Origin of the sequence: Lysobacter auxotrophicus (assembly GCF_027924565.1) — a bacterium.
GTDB classification, from domain to species: domain Bacteria; phylum Pseudomonadota; class Gammaproteobacteria; order Xanthomonadales; family Xanthomonadaceae; genus Lysobacter_J; species Lysobacter_J auxotrophicus.
Map to the genome: position 1 here is coordinate 1,683,898 of NZ_AP027041.1, position 15,610 is coordinate 1,699,507.

14 protein-coding genes and 1 pseudogene are annotated in these 15,610 nt (G+C 67.4%); 6 read left to right on the top strand and 9 right to left on the bottom strand.

Going from position 1 to position 15,610, the window contains the following annotated elements:
* Window positions 1–7 precede the first annotated feature (7 nt).
* From LA521A_RS07525 to LA521A_RS07545, 5 genes are all read right to left on the bottom strand, one after another.
* Window positions 8–601: a GDSL-type esterase/lipase family protein gene (locus LA521A_RS07525; protein WP_281781678.1), complete on the bottom strand. Its 594-nt coding sequence runs from the start codon at window positions 599–601 to the stop codon at window positions 8–10.
* A 405-nt stretch (window positions 602–1,006) separates the two neighbouring features.
* Window positions 1,007–2,065 carry a hypothetical protein gene (locus tag LA521A_RS07530; RefSeq protein ID WP_425494577.1) on the bottom strand — a complete coding sequence of 353 codons (1,059 nt, stop codon included), beginning with the start codon at window positions 2,063–2,065 and terminating at the stop codon, window positions 1,007–1,009.
* On the bottom strand, window positions 2,062–2,952 hold the full coding sequence (locus LA521A_RS07535; RefSeq protein WP_281781679.1) for an ABC transporter ATP-binding protein: 891 nt from the start codon (window positions 2,950–2,952) through the stop codon (window positions 2,062–2,064). Before LA521A_RS07535 ends, LA521A_RS07530 begins: the two co-directional genes overlap by 4 nt.
* Complete coding sequence (locus LA521A_RS07540) at window positions 2,949–3,317, bottom strand: GntR family transcriptional regulator (RefSeq protein WP_115840567.1); 369 nt, start codon at window positions 3,315–3,317, stop codon at window positions 2,949–2,951. Before LA521A_RS07540 ends, LA521A_RS07535 begins: the two co-directional genes overlap by 4 nt.
* Before the next feature lie 3 nt (window positions 3,318–3,320).
* Window positions 3,321–3,728, bottom strand: coding sequence for a hypothetical protein (locus LA521A_RS07545; protein ID WP_281781680.1), 408 nt, complete (start codon window positions 3,726–3,728; stop codon window positions 3,321–3,323).
* A gap of 393 nt (window positions 3,729–4,121) precedes the next feature.
* On the opposite strand from LA521A_RS07545, the gene LA521A_RS07550 reads away from it, so the two are divergent.
* The 5 genes from LA521A_RS07550 (at window position 4,122) to LA521A_RS07570 (ending at window position 8,473) form a co-directional block, all read left to right on the top strand.
* Entirely contained in the window at window positions 4,122–5,057 is a 936-nt protein-coding gene (locus LA521A_RS07550) for an FKBP-type peptidyl-prolyl cis-trans isomerase N-terminal domain-containing protein (protein WP_281781681.1), read from the top strand.
* A gap of 174 nt (window positions 5,058–5,231) precedes the next feature.
* A complete protein-coding gene (locus LA521A_RS07555) occupies window positions 5,232–6,020 on the top strand; it encodes an FKBP-type peptidyl-prolyl cis-trans isomerase (protein ID WP_281781682.1) in 789 nt (262 codons plus the stop codon).
* An 82-nt stretch (window positions 6,021–6,102) separates the two neighbouring features.
* The gene (locus LA521A_RS07560) at window positions 6,103–7,443 is read left to right on the top strand and encodes a UDP-glucose dehydrogenase family protein (RefSeq protein ID WP_281781683.1); all 1,341 of its coding nucleotides are present in this window, start codon (window positions 6,103–6,105) and stop codon (window positions 7,441–7,443) included.
* Between the two features lies 1 nt (window position 7,444).
* The gene (locus tag LA521A_RS07565) at window positions 7,445–7,684 is read left to right on the top strand and encodes a SlyX family protein (RefSeq protein ID WP_281781684.1); all 240 of its coding nucleotides are present in this window, start codon (window positions 7,445–7,447) and stop codon (window positions 7,682–7,684) included.
* A 96-nt stretch (window positions 7,685–7,780) separates the two neighbouring features.
* Entirely contained in the window at window positions 7,781–8,473 is a 693-nt protein-coding gene (locus LA521A_RS07570) for a DUF2058 domain-containing protein (protein ID WP_281781685.1), read from the top strand.
* An 18-nt stretch (window positions 8,474–8,491) separates the two neighbouring features.
* Here LA521A_RS07570 and LA521A_RS07575 read toward each other — a convergent pair whose 3' ends face one another.
* The 4 genes and pseudogenes from LA521A_RS07575 to LA521A_RS07590 all read right to left on the bottom strand — a co-directional run.
* Window positions 8,492–9,208, bottom strand: coding sequence for a hypothetical protein (locus tag LA521A_RS07575; RefSeq protein WP_281781686.1), 717 nt, complete (start codon window positions 9,206–9,208; stop codon window positions 8,492–8,494).
* A gap of 88 nt (window positions 9,209–9,296) precedes the next feature.
* The gene (gene metH, locus LA521A_RS07580; RefSeq protein ID WP_281781687.1) at window positions 9,297–11,987 is read right to left on the bottom strand and encodes a methionine synthase; all 2,691 of its coding nucleotides are present in this window, start codon (window positions 11,985–11,987) and stop codon (window positions 9,297–9,299) included.
* A gap of 64 nt (window positions 11,988–12,051) precedes the next feature.
* The gene (locus LA521A_RS07585) at window positions 12,052–13,149 is read right to left on the bottom strand and encodes a homocysteine S-methyltransferase family protein (protein ID WP_281781688.1); all 1,098 of its coding nucleotides are present in this window, start codon (window positions 13,147–13,149) and stop codon (window positions 12,052–12,054) included.
* A gap of 29 nt (window positions 13,150–13,178) precedes the next feature.
* Window positions 13,179–14,108: pseudogene (locus tag LA521A_RS07590) on the bottom strand (ArsR/SmtB family transcription factor); the annotation flags it as partial.
* 304 nt (window positions 14,109–14,412) lie between these two features.
* On the opposite strand from LA521A_RS07590, the gene LA521A_RS07595 reads away from it, so the two are divergent.
* Complete coding sequence (locus LA521A_RS07595; RefSeq protein WP_343226713.1) at window positions 14,413–15,582, top strand: acyl-CoA dehydrogenase family protein; 1,170 nt, start codon at window positions 14,413–14,415, stop codon at window positions 15,580–15,582.
* Window positions 15,583–15,610: the final 28 nt, after the last annotated feature.

The following is a 15,610-nucleotide window of genomic DNA, read 5'->3' on the forward strand; positions in this document are numbered from 1 at the left end:
AAAGGCCCTACTTGGATGCACCCGAGGTGCGCACGGTTGCACCGTCTCGCGCATCGCCCAGCAGCAGCGGGCGCAGGGTCGGCCAGGCGTTTTCGAGCACACGCGGCTGGGCGGCCGCGTTGGGGTGGATGCCATCGTCCTGCAGCAGCGCCGGCGTGGTGGAGATATCACCCAGCAGCGAGGGAAGCAGGGCGATGCCCTGTGTCTTCGCGACCGTGACGTAGGCCTCGCGCAGCAGATCGGCGGAACCGTCCTTGTCGAACGCCGGCGGTACCGCGAAGCCGAGGATCGCGACCCTCGCGCCCTGCGCCCGCGAAAGTTCGATGAGCCTGCTCAGATCGCGTTCGATCGCGTCGCGCTTCGCGCCGAGGATCGCGTCGTTGCCGCCCAGTTCGAGCACGACGACATCGGGGTGGTGCGCGGTGAGCAGGGCCGGAAGTTCTTCGAGCGCATTGGTCAGCGTCTTGCCGCCGCGGCTCGCGTTGACGATGGCGGGCGGGGTATCCGTTTGCGTGGCGAGCTTGGCCTGCAGCAGGGAAACCCAGCCTTGCGATGGCTCCATGCGGTGGGCGCTGCTGAGGCTGTCGCCGACGATCAGCACGTTATCCACGACGGTGTCCGCGGCGCCATCGGCGGCGAACGCTGGAAACGATGCGGCGGTGAGCAGTGCGAGGAGCAGGGCTGCGGACTTCGGGCGCATCGGGGGACTTCCTCGTGAAGTGTTTTACTTCTTAGGTCTGCTTCGCTTGCGGTAATGCGGGTGTTCGGTCCTGCTTCATCGATTTCGATGGCGTTGCTGAGTCCCTGGCGTCGCGTCGCGGGCTTTGGTTCGCCCGGCCCGGCCATCCGTGGGCGGTCATTCGCGCCGCGCGGCAGTGCCGCGGCTTTCGCTTCGATTACGTTGCGACTGCCATCCCTGGCGTCACGCTTCGGGCTTCGGGGAGCCCGGCCCGGCCATCCATGGCCGGTCATTCGCGCCGCGCGGACCAGTGGTCCGCGCTGGCGCTCATCCCTCATCCCGCCAGCGCCTCAGGCGGATCGCACCGAAGATCATCACCGCACCGGCCAGCGCACCCACCCACAGCTGCGGCGTGGCGAGGACCGAGTACATCGTGCGCAGGCTCAGCAGCGAGTGCACCGCCTGCGGGCCGTCGAAGTTCACATCGGCGGTCTGCGCCGCATTGAACCAGGAACCCGGGGCCACGCTCAGCAGGCTGCGGGCGACGACGTTCTTCCAGAACCAGCCGGTTTCCAGTTCGAACAGGTGCATCAGGTCGAACCAGCTGACGAAGATGCCGGCGAAGACCGGGATCATGATCGCCCACAGGAACGGCTTGCTCTTGGCCCAGGCGGAGCAGAGCATCAGCCAGCCCACCGTCGGCAGCGCCCACAGTGCGTACACCGGGATCGAGGCGATCAGGTGCAGGCTCACCTTCAGCGGACTCGCCGGGCCCCACAGCATCGTGACCGGGTTGCCGCCGTGCAGCAGCACCGCGAAGCTGTAAACGACCATCGAACCGAACACCGTCGCGATGGCGGCGAGGGCGGCGATGGCCGGCGCCATCAGCGTGGCGCTGGCGACCTTCGACAGGACCGTGTCGCGGTCGGAAATCGGCAGCGATTTCCAGAACAGCACGCTGCGGTCGCGGCGATCGTCGTACAGGCTGCCCAGGCAGTAAAAGAACACCACGAAGGCCAGCACGATGAAGGGCCAGCTCGCCGCCATGTACAGGCTGGCGTCGATCACGCCGCCGAACTCGTGCAGCTCGCTCGGGCTCATCTTCGCGGTGAGCTGCGACAGGTCCAGTCCGTTGACCTGGAAGCTGCCGCCTTCGACGTTGATCGTCGCGCGGTCCGGCACCTTGCGCAGCAGCACTTCGCCCGCGCCGATGCCCATCAGCGTCAGCACCAGCAGGATGCCGCCGGCCACCAGCGGCGCCCACAGGAAGCCGCCCTTGTGCTCCCAGAACTCGCGGCGCATCAGCATCTTGAACGTGTGCGTGGGATGCGTCGTCGCGACCGCGGCGGAGCGGGGAAGCTCGTGGGATTGGTTGATCGCGTTCATGCGTAGGTCCCCTTCATCGTGGCGACGAACAGATCGGCCAGGCCCGGCGTGCGGGTTTCGCCCAGTCCGGCGAGCTGCGCGCGCGGTACGCCGTCGAAGAGCATCACCGTCTTGCCGAAGGGCAGGGCGCGCTCGTCGATCGGGCGCAGTGCGCGGGCATCGTTCGTGCGTTCGCCGTTGACCATCACTTCGGTGAAGCGCTCGCCGAGCGTTTCCATGTCGTTGTTGAGCACGACCTTGCCGTCGCGGATGAACATCACGTCGGTGAGGATGTGCTCGATTTCCTCGACCTGGTGCGTGGTCACCAGGATGGTCTTCTCCTCGTCGAAGTAGTCCTCCAGCAGGCGCTGGTAGAACTGCTTGCGGTAGAGGATGTCCAGGCCGAGCGTGGGTTCGTCGAGCACCAGCAGGCGTGCGTCGATGGCCATCACCAGCGCCAGGTGCAGCTGCACGATCATGCCCTTGGACAGCTCGCGCACGCGCATCTGCGGCTTGAGCTGGGTGTGGGCGAGGAAGCGTTCGCACTTGGCGCGGTCGAAGCGCGGGTGCACGCCGGCGACGAAGTCGATGGCTTCCTTCACGCGGATCCAGCGCGGCAGCACCGCGACGTCGGCGATGAAGCACACATCGCGCATGAGTTCGTCGCGTTCGGTACGCGGATCGCGACCCAGCACGCGCAGCTCGCCCTCGAACGGGATCAGTCCGAGGATCGCCTTGAGCGCCGTGGTCTTGCCGGCGCCGTTGGGGCCGATCAGGCCGACGATGCGGCCGGCGGGGATCTCGAACGCGGTGTCGTCCAGCGCGAGCTTGTTCTTGTAGGCCTTGCGCAGGCCGCGGGCGCTTACGACCGGCGCGGCTGCGGAGACGAGGGAAGCGGAGGCGTTCATGGCGAGCCTGCCTTGGCCGGGGTGAGCAGGTCTTCGGCGGTGAGGCCCAGCCGCAGGATGCGTTCGAGCACCAGCGGCCACTCCTCGCGCAGGAAGCGTTCGCGTTCGTTGAACAGCAGTTTCTTTGCCGCCTCTTCGGTCACGTACATGCCAAGACCCCTGCGTTTCTCGACGAGAGCCTCGTCCGCCAGTTCCTGATAGGCGCGCGAGACGGTGATGGGATTGAGCTGGTATTCGGCGGCCACCTGGCGCACGGAGGGGAGGGCGTCCCCCGGCTTCAGGATTCCGTCGAGCATCATCGCGATGACGCGATCCTTCAGCTGGCGATAGATCGGAGCGCCGTCGCTCCATTGGATTGCGGTCATGGTTCAGCCCCGCGGTGCGAATGAGAAATAAGGCATGACTAGGGTTTGCCGGCGATGCCGGGCGGCGGTCCGTGCCTTGTGTTCGGTGTCGCGGTCGGTCTCGCCGGCGGTCTTCACCGCTTGGGCCAGCGCCGTGGCGGTGGCGATTTCCGCCGCCAGCGTCGCGGCATCGGCCAGGGTGTCGACGCGCTCGGCGCGGCGTTCGATGCTGCGGGTCAGCGCGTCGAGCTGTTCCTGCTGGCTGCGCGAGGCGTCGGCCGGGACGAAGGTGGCATCCAGCGGCCCCAGCTGAACGGCCATGCGTTCGGCGTGGGCTTTCTGGGCGGCGGGCATCGCCATCGCCAGGCACAGTGCCAGGGTGGAGGCGGAAGCCAGCAGAGCCGTGAGCGAGTTCTGGAACCTGCGGTTCATGGTGAACGTCCTGCTCGTTAGTAGACCGGTGTTGTAGGCAACTATAACACCGAAATACGGCAGGTCAACCGGCTGCCAGCCAACTGATGGCATAGCCGACGGACGGCGCCGGACAGGCTGTTCAGGCAAGGGGTGTCGCCCAGCATCCGCCCCGGGCGCCCGGGCTGTCTTTGCGATGCCTGTCGGCTGGTGCACCGGCGTGCACACGCGTCGGCCTCGCATGCGCACACCGCTTCACGGGGCGCATGCGCGCATCGCGTGTACAGACGGTTGGCGATTGCCGCGACGCGTCGGTGCCGCGACAATGCATGGCTTGCACGCGCCCATCTGCTGCGGCGTTCGCAAGGCGCCGGCACATGCCGGACGACAAAACCCATACGGAGTAGGTTCCCGATGAAGGCATTGATGCGCGGCGCCGCCGTGTTGCTTACCACTGCGGCCACGCTGATCGGCGGGGCGGCCTCTGCTCAGGAAAAGAACGTGCTGACGACCGAACGCGAAAAGACCAGCAACATGGTGGGCACGGACATCGCCCAGTCCATCACGCCGCTGTCGCCCGACATCGACCTGGCCGCGTTCCAGCGCGCCATCCAGAACGCCTTCGACGGCGGCAAGCCGCTGATCACCGAAACCGAAGCGCAGACCGTCGGCCCCGCGCTGATGCAGCGCATCGCCGTGCGCACCGGTCAGGCGCCGGCCGGCACCAAGGCGCCGGACGTGCCGAAGGACAAGGTCGCCTATCTCGTCGGCGCCGACGTCGGTCGTTCGCTCGCGCCGATCAAGGACGAACTCGAATTGCCGGTCGTCATCCAGGCCATCCGCACCTCCTTCGACAAGGGCCAGCCGCTGCTGAGCGAAACCGAGCTGGGTGCGATCCGCCAGTCGTTCCAGCAGAAGGTCCAGGCCAAGATGCAGGCGCAGGCCGCGCAGCTGGGCGACAAGAACAAGGCCGAGGGCGCGAAGTTCCTCGCCGAGAACAAGACGCAGAAGGGCGTGATCACCACCGGTTCGGGCCTGCAGTACATGGTGCTGCGCCAGGGCTCGGGCCCGCGTCCGGCCGCGACCGACCGCGTGCGCGTCAACTACGAGGGCAAGCTGCTCGACGGCACCGTGTTCGACAGCTCCTATGCGCGCAACCAGCCGGCGGAATTCGCCCTCAACCAGGTTATCGCGGGCTGGACCGAAGGCGTCGGCATGATGCCGGTGGGCAGCAAGTTCCGTTTCTGGATCCCGGGCGATCTCGCCTACGGCGCCAACGGTACGCCGGGCGGCCCGATCGGCCCGAACGCCACGCTGGTGTTCGACGTCGAACTGATGGGCATCCTGTAAGAAGCGTTCCAGTGCGCGCGTGAGCAACGCGCGCGCATGAAAGCGTGCGTCGATCGACAGGCGTGCCGCGCGGTGCGTGGTACGCCTGACGTTCAGTTCGCCGCTGGCAGTTTGTCAGGCCGCAAACGCCGGGGCGGATCCGTCACGGCGATCCTTCCTTCCTGGAGTCCCCCGATGAAGTTCACTTCGCGCCACACCGGCCTTGCCCTGGCCGTCGCTTCGCTCGCCGCACTGACGGCCGCCTGCAACAAGCCGGCCGACAACGCCGAGGCCAAGAAGGAAACCGCCACCGCCGAAGCCGGGAAGGATGGCGCGACGGCGATCGCGGGCCTGGCGACGGAGAAGGAACAGGTCAGCTACATGATCGGCATGGACATGGCGCGCTCGCTCGAGCCGGTGAAGGGCGAGATCGACCTGGACACGCTGCACAAGGCGCTCAAGACCTCGCTGGAAGGCGGCAAGCCGCTGCTGGACGAGAAGCAGGCCGCGCAGATCCGCGAGTCGTTCGGCCAGAAGGTCCGCGCGCAGCAGATCGCCAAGCTGGAGGCCGACGCGAAGAACAACGCCGAGGCCGGCGCCAAGTTCCTCGCCGAAAACGCGAACAAGCCCGGCGTGACGACCACCGCCTCGGGCCTGCAGTACCAGGTGCTCACCGAAGGCAAGGGCCCGAAGCCGCAGGCCTCCGACGTCGTGAGCGCGCACTACAAGGGCACGCTGCTCGACGGCAAGACCTTCGACAGCTCATACGATCGCGGCGAACCGGCGACGTTCGTGCTCGCGCAGATGGTGCCGGGCTGGCAGGAAGGCCTGACGCTGATGCCGGTGGGCAGCAAGTTCCGCTTCTGGATCCCGAGCAAGCTCGCGTACGGCGAGCAGGGCGCAGGTCCGATCGGTCCGAACCAGACGCTCGTGTTCGAAGTGGAGCTGCTCGACATCGTGAAGCCGGGGCAGGCCAAGCGCTAACGGGTGAAGACGACCGGAAGCGAGCAGGCTCTTCACTCGCGACTGGTTACCGTGCACCCCTCGTCACGCTCGGAGCAACTGCATGCGCGTCACCATCTTCGGAACGGGCTACGTCGGCCTGGTCACCGGAACCTGTCTGGCGGATGTCGGCCATGACGTGGTCTGCGTCGATATCGACCAGGCCAAGGTCGAAGGCCTCAACCGCGGTGTGATCCCGATCTACGAGCCCGGCCTGGAGCCGATGGTGAAGGCCAACCACGCCGCGGGCCGGCTGACCTTCACCACCGATGCGGCAGCGGCCATCGCGCACGGCGATGTCATCTTCATCGCCGTGGGCACGCCGCCGGACGAGGACGGCAGCGCCGACCTCAAATACGTGCTGGCCGTGGCGCGCACGATCGGCAAGCACCTCGAACGCCCCGCGGTGGTGGTGAACAAGTCCACCGTGCCGGTCGGCACCGCCGACAAGGTGCGTGCGGCCATCGCCGAGGAACTGGGCAAGCGCGGCGCCGAAATCTCGTTCGAAGTCGCATCGAACCCGGAATTCCTGAAGGAAGGCGATGCGGTCAACGACTGCATGCGCCCGGACCGCATCGTCATCGGTTCCTCCAGCGCGGTCGCGGTCGATCGCCTGAAGCGCCTGTACGCGCCGTTCAACCGCAACCACGAGCGCATCGTCGTGATGGACGTGCGTTCGGCCGAGCTGACCAAGTACGCGGCCAACGCGATGCTGGCGACGAAGATCAGCTTCATGAACGAGATCGCCAACATCGCCGAGCGCGTGGGCGCGGACGTGGAGATGGTGCGGCAGGGCATCGGTTCGGACCCGCGCATCGGCTGGCACTTCATCTATCCCGGCGCCGGCTACGGCGGCTCGTGTTTCCCGAAGGACGTGCAGGCGCTGCATCGCACCGCGCAGCAGCACGGTTATACCGCCCAGCTGCTCGGCGCCGTCGAAGGCGTCAACGAACAGCAGAAGGGCCACCTGTTCGAGCTGATCCAGCGCCACTACGACGGGAACATCCAGGGCAAGACGTTCGCCGTGTGGGGCCTCGCGTTCAAGCCGAACACCGACGACATGCGCGAAGCATCGAGCCGTCGCCTGCTGCAGCAACTGTGGGAGGCCGGCGCCAAGGTGCGCGCGTACGACCCGGAAGCGAGCGAGGAAGCGCACCGCATCTTCGGCGATCGCGACGACCTGGCGTTGTGCGATTCCGCGCGCGCCGCACTGGCCGGCGCCGACGCACTGGTGGTCGTCACCGAATGGAAGCAGTTCCGTAGTCCGGATTTCGGTCGCCTGAAGCAATCGGTGGGCGATGCGGTGATCTTCGACGGTCGCAACCTGTACCACCCGGACGAGGTCGAATCGGCCGGGCTGGCGTACTACGGCATCGGGCGCGGGCGCTCGATCCAGACGCACTGACATGACGGCAGGACACGACGAGCTCGAGCAGCGCCTGGTCGATCTGGAAACGCGGCTCGCGTTCCAGGAGCAGGCGCTGTCCGAACTGAGCGATGCACTCGCCGCCTCGCGCGGCGAGGAAGCGCGCAACGCGCTGGCGATGCATCGCGTGCTGGAGGAACTGCGCCAGATGCGGGCCGCGCTCGCGTCCAACCCGTTCTCGGCGGACCCTTCGCAGGAACCGCCGCCGCCGCATTACTGAAGACCATGCCCGGCGCGCGGCCGATGGCCCGCGCGCTGCGGCCCCGTGCTGCCTATACTTCGGGCCGGCAGTCCTCTTTCCCCTCGCAGCAGCATCATGAGCAACAGCCTCCGCGACCAGTTGATGGGCCTGGGCTTCAAGCCCGCGCCCAAGCCCGAACGCCCTGCGCAGAGCAAGGGCCCGCAAAACAAGGGCCCGCACGCCAGGGGCGGCAAGCCGGATCACCGTGCGGGCGGAAAGCCGCACGGCGCACAGGCGCACGGCGCGAAGCCCCAGGGCGAGAAGCCGCAGGGCCGCCCGGACGGACGCAAGCCCGATGCGCGCAAGCCCGGCCAGCGACATGGCGGCAGGCCGCAGAGCCGCGAGGACATCGATCTGGCGAAGGCGTACGCCATCCGCGCCCAGCGCGAGAAGGACGAGCGCATCGCCGCCGAGGCCGCCAAGCAGGAAGAGGCGCGCAAGCGCCGTGAGGCGCGCGCGAAGCTGGCCGAACTGGTCAAGGACAAGGCGCTGAACGACGCCGCGGCCGAGATCGCGCGCCATTTTCCGTACGGCGGCAAGATCAAGCGCATTTACGTCAACGAGGCGCAGCTCAAACAGCTCAACGCCGGCGAACTCGGCGTGCTGCAGATGGACGGCCGCTACCTGCTGGTCACCGCCGAACTGCTCGCGCAGGCCGAAGCGATCTTCGCGCCCGCCGTCGCCCTGAAGGTCGATCCGAACGCCCCCGCCGCGGAAGACCCCTACGCCGATCCGCAATACCAGGTGCCCGACGACCTGGTGTGGTGATCCGTCGAACCGGCGTTCCTATTCCGACGTAAACGAGCGCAGCCACTGGCTCGATTCGTGGCCCGCTTCGCGCAGCGTCGAGATGCCGAGGTCGCGGATGAGGCGGTGCGTTGCATGCGGCACGGGCGACTCGTCGAGATCGTGCGGTGCGATGTTCTTGCCCAGCACGCCGGGCAGGAACTCGATGCCGGCCGCGGCGTAGCAGTGCTGGACCATCGCCGAGCAATACAGCGCGCCTTCCTTCGCCAGCAGGTTCTCGCGACGGCGCAGGCGACGGCTGTGCATTGCCAGCAACGTGCCCATCAATTCGCTCAGGGAATAGCTCACCAGCCCGGACAGCAGGTCCAGGCCCGCGCGCTGCACCTGCAGCACCTGCGCATCCGTCAGGCCGAAATCGAGGATCGCGAGGTTCGGAAAGGCCTCGTCGTCGAAATAGCGATCGACGCGGTTTTCCTGCACGCCGAGGCGGATCTGGCGGTAACGCAGGTCGAGGTCGGACTCGATCACCCACCAGTGCCCATCCACGCGCCGCTCGCTGAAGACGAACGCGTGCGACCACAGGCTGCGGTGACCGTCGGACGTCAGCGGCGCCTGCGCCTTGCGAATGAGTTTGGTCATCCAGTCGCGGCCGCCGACCAGGCCGATGCAGCCCGGCGCGGCGTACTTGTGGATGAAGGCGGCGTTGCCGGTGGCCGGCACGATCGGATGCGGCGAGGCGGCGATTTCGAGGTTCATCGAAGCGTCCATTGCAAACCTGCCGATCGAAGCACAAGCGCCCGACGATGCCCCCGCGAACCCGTCGCATCGACGCGCGCGAGAGCGATCACTCGGGGTCGTAGTCCAGGTTGGACGCCAGCCAGCGCTCGGCCTGCGCGAGACTCACGCCCTTGCGGCGCGCGTAATCCTCGACCTGTTCCTTCGACACACGCCCCACGACGAAATACTGGCTGCGTGGGTGGCTGAAGTAGTAGCCGGAGACCGCCGCGGCCGGGTACATCGCGAAGCTCTCCGTCAGCCGCACGCCGGCGTTGTTCTCTGCGTCGAGCAGGCGGAACAGCGTCGCCTTCTCGCTGTGTTCGGGGCACGCGGGATAACCCGGCGCGGGGCGGATGCCGACGTAGGCCTCGTCGATCAACGCGTCGTTGCCGAGGGCCTCCGTCGCGGCATAGCCCCAGAATTCCTTGCGCACGCGTTCGTGCAGGCGTTCGGCCAGCGCTTCGGCGAAGCGGTCGGCCAGCGCCTTGAGCAGGATCGCGTTGTAGTCGTCGTGGTCGGCTTCGAAGCGCGCGATGTGTTCCTCGATGCCGATGCCCGCCGTCACCGCGAAGCCGCCGATCCAGTCCTGGCGGCCCGAATCCTTCGGCGCGATGAAATCGGCCAGGCAGAAATCCGGACGATCGGCGGGCTTGTCGACCTGCTGTCGCAGGAAGTGCAGGGTGGTGGAGGTGCCGTTCGCGTCGACCACCACGTCGTCGCCGATCGCATTGGCCGGCCACAGCGCGAAGACCGCCTTCGCCGTGAGCCAGCGCTCCTCGACGATGCGCCTGAGCATCGCGCGCGCATCGCGGTACAGCTCGCTCGCCTGCGCGCCGACGACCTCGTCGGTGAGGATCGCCGGGTACTTGCCGGCCAGCTCCCAGGTGTTGAAGAACGGCGTCCAGTCGATGTAATCGACGAGTTCGGCCAACGGGTAATCGTCGAACACGTGCAGGCCCGGCTGGTTCGGCGCGGGCGGCGTGTAGTCGCCCCAACCGCCGTCGAAGCGCTGTCCGCGCGCCTTTTCCAGCGGGACCAGGCGCTTGCCGTCGCCGCGCTGCTTGTGGCGCTGGCGGATCTCGGCGTAGTCGGCGTCGTTGGCGGCGACGAAGTTGCCGCGCAGGTCCGGGCTGATCAGCGACTGCGCGACGCCGACCGCGCGCGAGGCGTCCTTCACCCACACCGTCGGCGACTTGTAGTGCGGATCGATCTTCAGCGCGGTGTGCGCGCGCGAGGTCGTCGCGCCACCGATCAGCAGGGGCACTTCGAAGCCCTGTCGCTGCATCTCGCGCGCGACGTGGCTCATCTCCTCCAGCGATGGCGTGATCAGGCCGGACAGCCCGACCAGATCGGCGTTCTCGGCCCTGGCGCGATCGAGGATCACCTGCGCCGGCACCATCACGCCGAGGTCGATCACTTCGAAGTTGTTGCACGCCAGCACGACGCCGACGATGTTCTTGCCGATGTCGTGCACGTCGCCCTTGACGGTCGCCATCACGATCTTGCCGTTGGACTTGCCCACATCGCCCGTGCGCAGCTTCTCGGCTTCGATGAAGGGCAGCAGGTACGCCACCGCCTTCTTCATCACGCGCGCGGATTTCACGACCTGCGGAAGGAACATCTTGCCGGCGCCGAACAGGTCGCCGACGACGTTCATGCCGTCCATCAACGCGCCTTCGATCACGTCCAGCGGACGCGTCGCCTGGGCCCGCGCTTCCTCGGTGTCGGCTTCGATGTACTGGTCGATGCCGTGCACCAGCGAATGCGACAGGCGTTCGCGCACGGGCTTCTCGCGCCATGCGAGGTCCTCGACCTTCTTCTCGCCCTTCTTGCCCTTGTAGCGATCGGCGATTTCCAGCAGGCGTTCGGTCGCGTCGCTGCGGCGGTTGAGCACGACGTCCTCGACGCGCTCGCGCAGTTCGGCGTCCAGGTCGTCGTACAGCGGCAGCGCGCCGGCATTGACGATGCCCATGTCCATGCCGGCCTTGATGGCGTGGTACAGGAACACGACGTGGATAGCCTGCCGGACCGGCTCGTTGCCGCGGAAGGAGAACGAGACGTTCGACACGCCGCCGGAGATGTGGCTGAACGGGAAGCGCCGCTTCAACTCGCGCGTGGCTTCGATGAAGGCGACGGCGTAGTCGTTGTGTTCCTCGATGCCGGTCGCGATGGCGAACACGTTCGGGTCGAAGATGATGTCTTCCGGCGGGAAGCCGACCTGTTCGGTCAAAAGCCGGTAGGCGCGCGAGCAGATCTCGACCTTGCGCTCGATCGTGTCGGCCTGGCCGGCCTCGTCGAAGGCCATCACCACCACCGCCGCGCCGTAGCGGCGCACCAGGCGCGCCTGGCGCAGGAATTCGTCCTCGCCTTCCTTCATCGAGATCGAGTTGACGATGCCCTTGCCTTGCAGGCAGCGCAGACCGGCCTCGATGACGCTGAACTTCGAGCTGTCCACCATCACCGGCACGCGTGCGATGTCCGGCTCGGCGGCGATGAGGTTGAGGAACTCGACCATCGCGCGCTCGGAATCGAGCAGGCCTTCGTCCATGTTGACGTCGATGACCTGTGCGCCGTTCTCGACCTGCTGGCGCGCGACCACGACGGCTTCGTCGAGGCGGCCTTCCAGGATGAGCTTCTTGAACTGCGCGCTGCCGGTGACGTTGGTGCGCTCGCCGACGTTGATGAAATTGCTTTCCGGCGTGATCTGCAACGGCTCCAGGCCGCTGAGGCGCGTCTGGCGGGGAAGGGCTGGGGTCATTGCGGTCACGGAATCCGTTCGCGAGGGCGCGGAAAGTCGGGTGTTCGGTTCGATGCGGCGGACGTCAGGCCGCGGCGGCCAGCGACGGCAACGTGCGCGGCGCGACGCCTTCGACGACCTTCGCGATCGCCGCGATGTGCGCCGGCGTCGTACCGCAGCAACCGCCGACGAGGTTGAGCAGGCCGGCGCGGGCGAACTCGCCGAGCACTTCGGCCATGTCGTCCGGCGTTTCGTCGTAGCCACCGAACGCGTTGGGCAGGCCGGCGTTCGGGTGCGTGCTGACGTACGCGTCGGCGACCTGCGCCAGCACGTCGACGTGCGCGCGCAGGTCTTTCGCGCCGAGCGCGCAGTTCAGGCCGATCGCCAGCGGCTGCGCGTGGCGCAGCGAATACCAGAATGCTTCGGCCGTCTGCCCGGAAAGCGTGCGGCCCGACGCGTCGGTGATCGTGCCCGACACCATCACCGGCAGGCGCACGCCGCGCGCGTCGAAGGCTTCCTCGATCGCGAACAGCGCCGCCTTGGCGTTGAGGGTGTCGAACACCGTCTCGACCATCAGCACGTCCGCGCCGCCGTCGATCAGGCCGTCGGCGGCTTCGCGATACGCCACGCGCAGCTCGTCGAAAGTGATGGCGCGAAAACCGGGGCGGTTCACGTCGGGGCTCAGCGAGGCGGTGCGGCTGGTCGGCCCGAGCACGCCGATCGCGTAGCGCGGGCGCGAAGGATCGGCGGCCTCCGCGGCGTCGCAGGCTTCGCGCGCGAGGCGGGCGCCGGCTTCGTTGAGCTCGCGCGCCAGGTGCTCCAGGCCGTAATCGGCGAGCGAGACGGTGGTGGAGTTGAACGTGTTGGTCTCGATCAGGTCGGCGCCAGCATCGAGATATTCCGCGTGGATACCGCGGATGATCTGCGGCTGCGTCAGGCTCAACAGGTCGTTGTTGCCGCGCTGGTCGCGCGCGCAGCCGCAGTTGTCCCCGTGCACGTGTTCGACGTGGTCGTACGCGTGGTCGTAGCCCTTGGCGAAACGCTCGCCGCGGTACGCGGCTTCATCGAGCGAATGCTGCTGGATCATCGTGCCCATCGCGCCGTCGAGCACGAGGATGCGCTCGCGCAGCAGGCGCTGCAGCGATTGCGCGCGTTCGGGGTTGAGCCACGGCAGGGTGTTCATCAGGACTTCCTCGTCGTCTTGCGCGCGTCGCCGGCCTTGCGGCCGATCAGCGCGATCACTTCGAAATGGGGCGGACGGCGCTCGCGCGTCACGGTCTCGCAGCTGCCCACGTCCAGGCCGGCCTTGGTCGCGAACTTCACCAGGTCCTTCTCGCTGAAGCCAAGGTTCACGTGGCCGTAGGCGTCCACGACGCTGCGGTGTTCGTGGCGCGCGAGGCTGGTGAGCAGCAGCCGGCCGCCGGGGCGCAGCACGCGCGCCGCTTCGGCGACGGCCTGCGCCGGGTGTTCGGCATAGGTGAGCGCGTGCATGAGCACGACCAGATCGAAATGTGCGTCGTCGAACGGCAGCGCGTGCATGTCGCCCTCGCGGACTTCGACGTTCTTCAGCTTGCGCAGGCGCTCGGACGCGGCGAGCACGACCTTCGTGCTCGAATCCAGGCAGACATAGCGGTGCGAGTGCGGCGCGAGGAGTTCGGCGAGCACGCCGTCGCCGGAGGCCACGTCCAGCACGTCGCCAGGCTCCAGCAGCGGCAGCGCGGAACGGGCCATCGCTTCCCAGGTGCGGCCGGGGGAGTAGTGGCGCTCCATGTCGCCGGCGACGGTGTCGGCCCAGTTCTGGTCGGCCGCGCGCGAAGCCAGCACGTCGGCGACGCGCTCGGCGTCCTGGCGCAGCAGCGGGTCGTCGCTGCCTTCGCGCAGCGTGGTCCACAAGGCGCGCTGGGCGCCGTCGAGCGCGGCGTCGTCGAAGCGGTAGTAGGCCGACACGCCGGCGCGGCGATCGCGCACCAGCCCGGCTTCCTTCAGCTTGGCCAGGTGCGTGGACACGCGCGGCTGGGCCAGGCGGGTGATGCCCGACAGTTCGGCCACGGTCAGCTCCTCGCGCTCCAGAAGCGCCAGCAGGCGCACGCGCGTGGCGTCGGCGAATACTTTGAGCCGTGAAGACCAGCCTTCCAGATCCATGCTTCATCAACCTATCGCGATATAGCGATAAGTGTCGTTGCTGCGCCCCGCAGGGTCAAGCTCGGCGCGCGCCGGATCCCCGCAAAAGCAGGTCCGCACGGCAACGGCCACCGGTTTCCACCGCGCCTGCATCGTCGATGCGGCCGCGCCATGCGGCATGGAAGCGTCGTCGCCTGCGCTTTGCGCGGCAGGTCCGACGGCGCGTTTATTGCGCTGCGCAACGGCTCGTACCTGCGAATTCCGGACAGGCCGGCTACAATTTGCGGGCTGTTTCGCCCAATGAACCAAAAGACTCAAGTACGAGGTGTCTAACGTGGATTTCAGCTTCACCGAAGAGCAGTTGATGATCCAGGATGTGGCCCGCCGCATCGCCCAGGAGAAGATTGCTCCCAGCGCCGAGCACCACGACAAGACGGGCGAATTCCCGCTGGAGAACATCCGGACCCTCGGCGAGAACGGCCTGATGGGCATCGAGGTGCCGGCCGAATACGGCGGCGCGGGCATGGATCCGATCAGCTACGTGCTCGCGATGATCGAGATCGCCGCCGGCGACGCCGCGCACTCGACCATCATGTCGGTCAACAATTCGCTGTTCTGCAACGGCATCCTGAAGTTCGGCACCGAGGAGCAGAAGCAGCAGTATGTGCGCGCCATCGCCGAAGGCCGCGAGATCGGCGCCTTCGCGCTGACCGAGCCGCAATCCGGCTCCGACGCCACCGCCATGCGCTGCAAGGCGACGAGGCAGGCCGATGGCACCTACCTCATCAACGGCAAGAAGAGCTGGATCACCTCCGGCCCAGTCGCCAAGTATTTCGTGCTGTTCGCGATGACCGAGCCCGACAAGGGCGCGCGCGGCATCACCGCGTTCCTCGTCGACGGCGAGCGCGCCGGCTTCCATCGCGGCAAGACCGAGCCCAAGCTCGGCATCCGCGCGTCGGCCACGTGCGAGATCGAGTTCGCCGATTACGTCGCGCAGCCGAACGAAGTGCTGGGCAAGGAAGGCGAGGGCTTCAAGATCGCGATGAGCGTGCTCGACGCCGGCCGCATCGGCATCGCCAGCCAGGCCATCGGCATCGCGCGCGCCGCGTACGAGAAAACCCTGGAATACGTGAAGGAGCGCAAGGCGTTCGGCGCGGCCATCGGCACGTTCCAGATGACCCAGGCGAAGATCGCCGACATGAAGTGCAAGCTCGACGCGGCCACGCTGCTCACGCTGCGCGCGGCCTGGCAGAAGGGCGAGTTCGACAAGGGCGGCGCGCGCTTCAGCAACGAGGCGGCCATCGCCAAGCTCACTGCGTCCGAAGCGGCGATGTGGATCACCCACCAGGCCGTGCAGATCCACGGCGGCATGGGGTATTCGAAGGAAATGCCGCTGGAGCGTTACTTCCGCGACGCCAAGATCACCGAGATCTACGAGGGCACCAGCGAGATCCAGCGCCTGGTGATCGCGCGCAACGAAACCGGCCTGCGTTGACGGCCCGGTTTCGAACGCATCTCCGGCA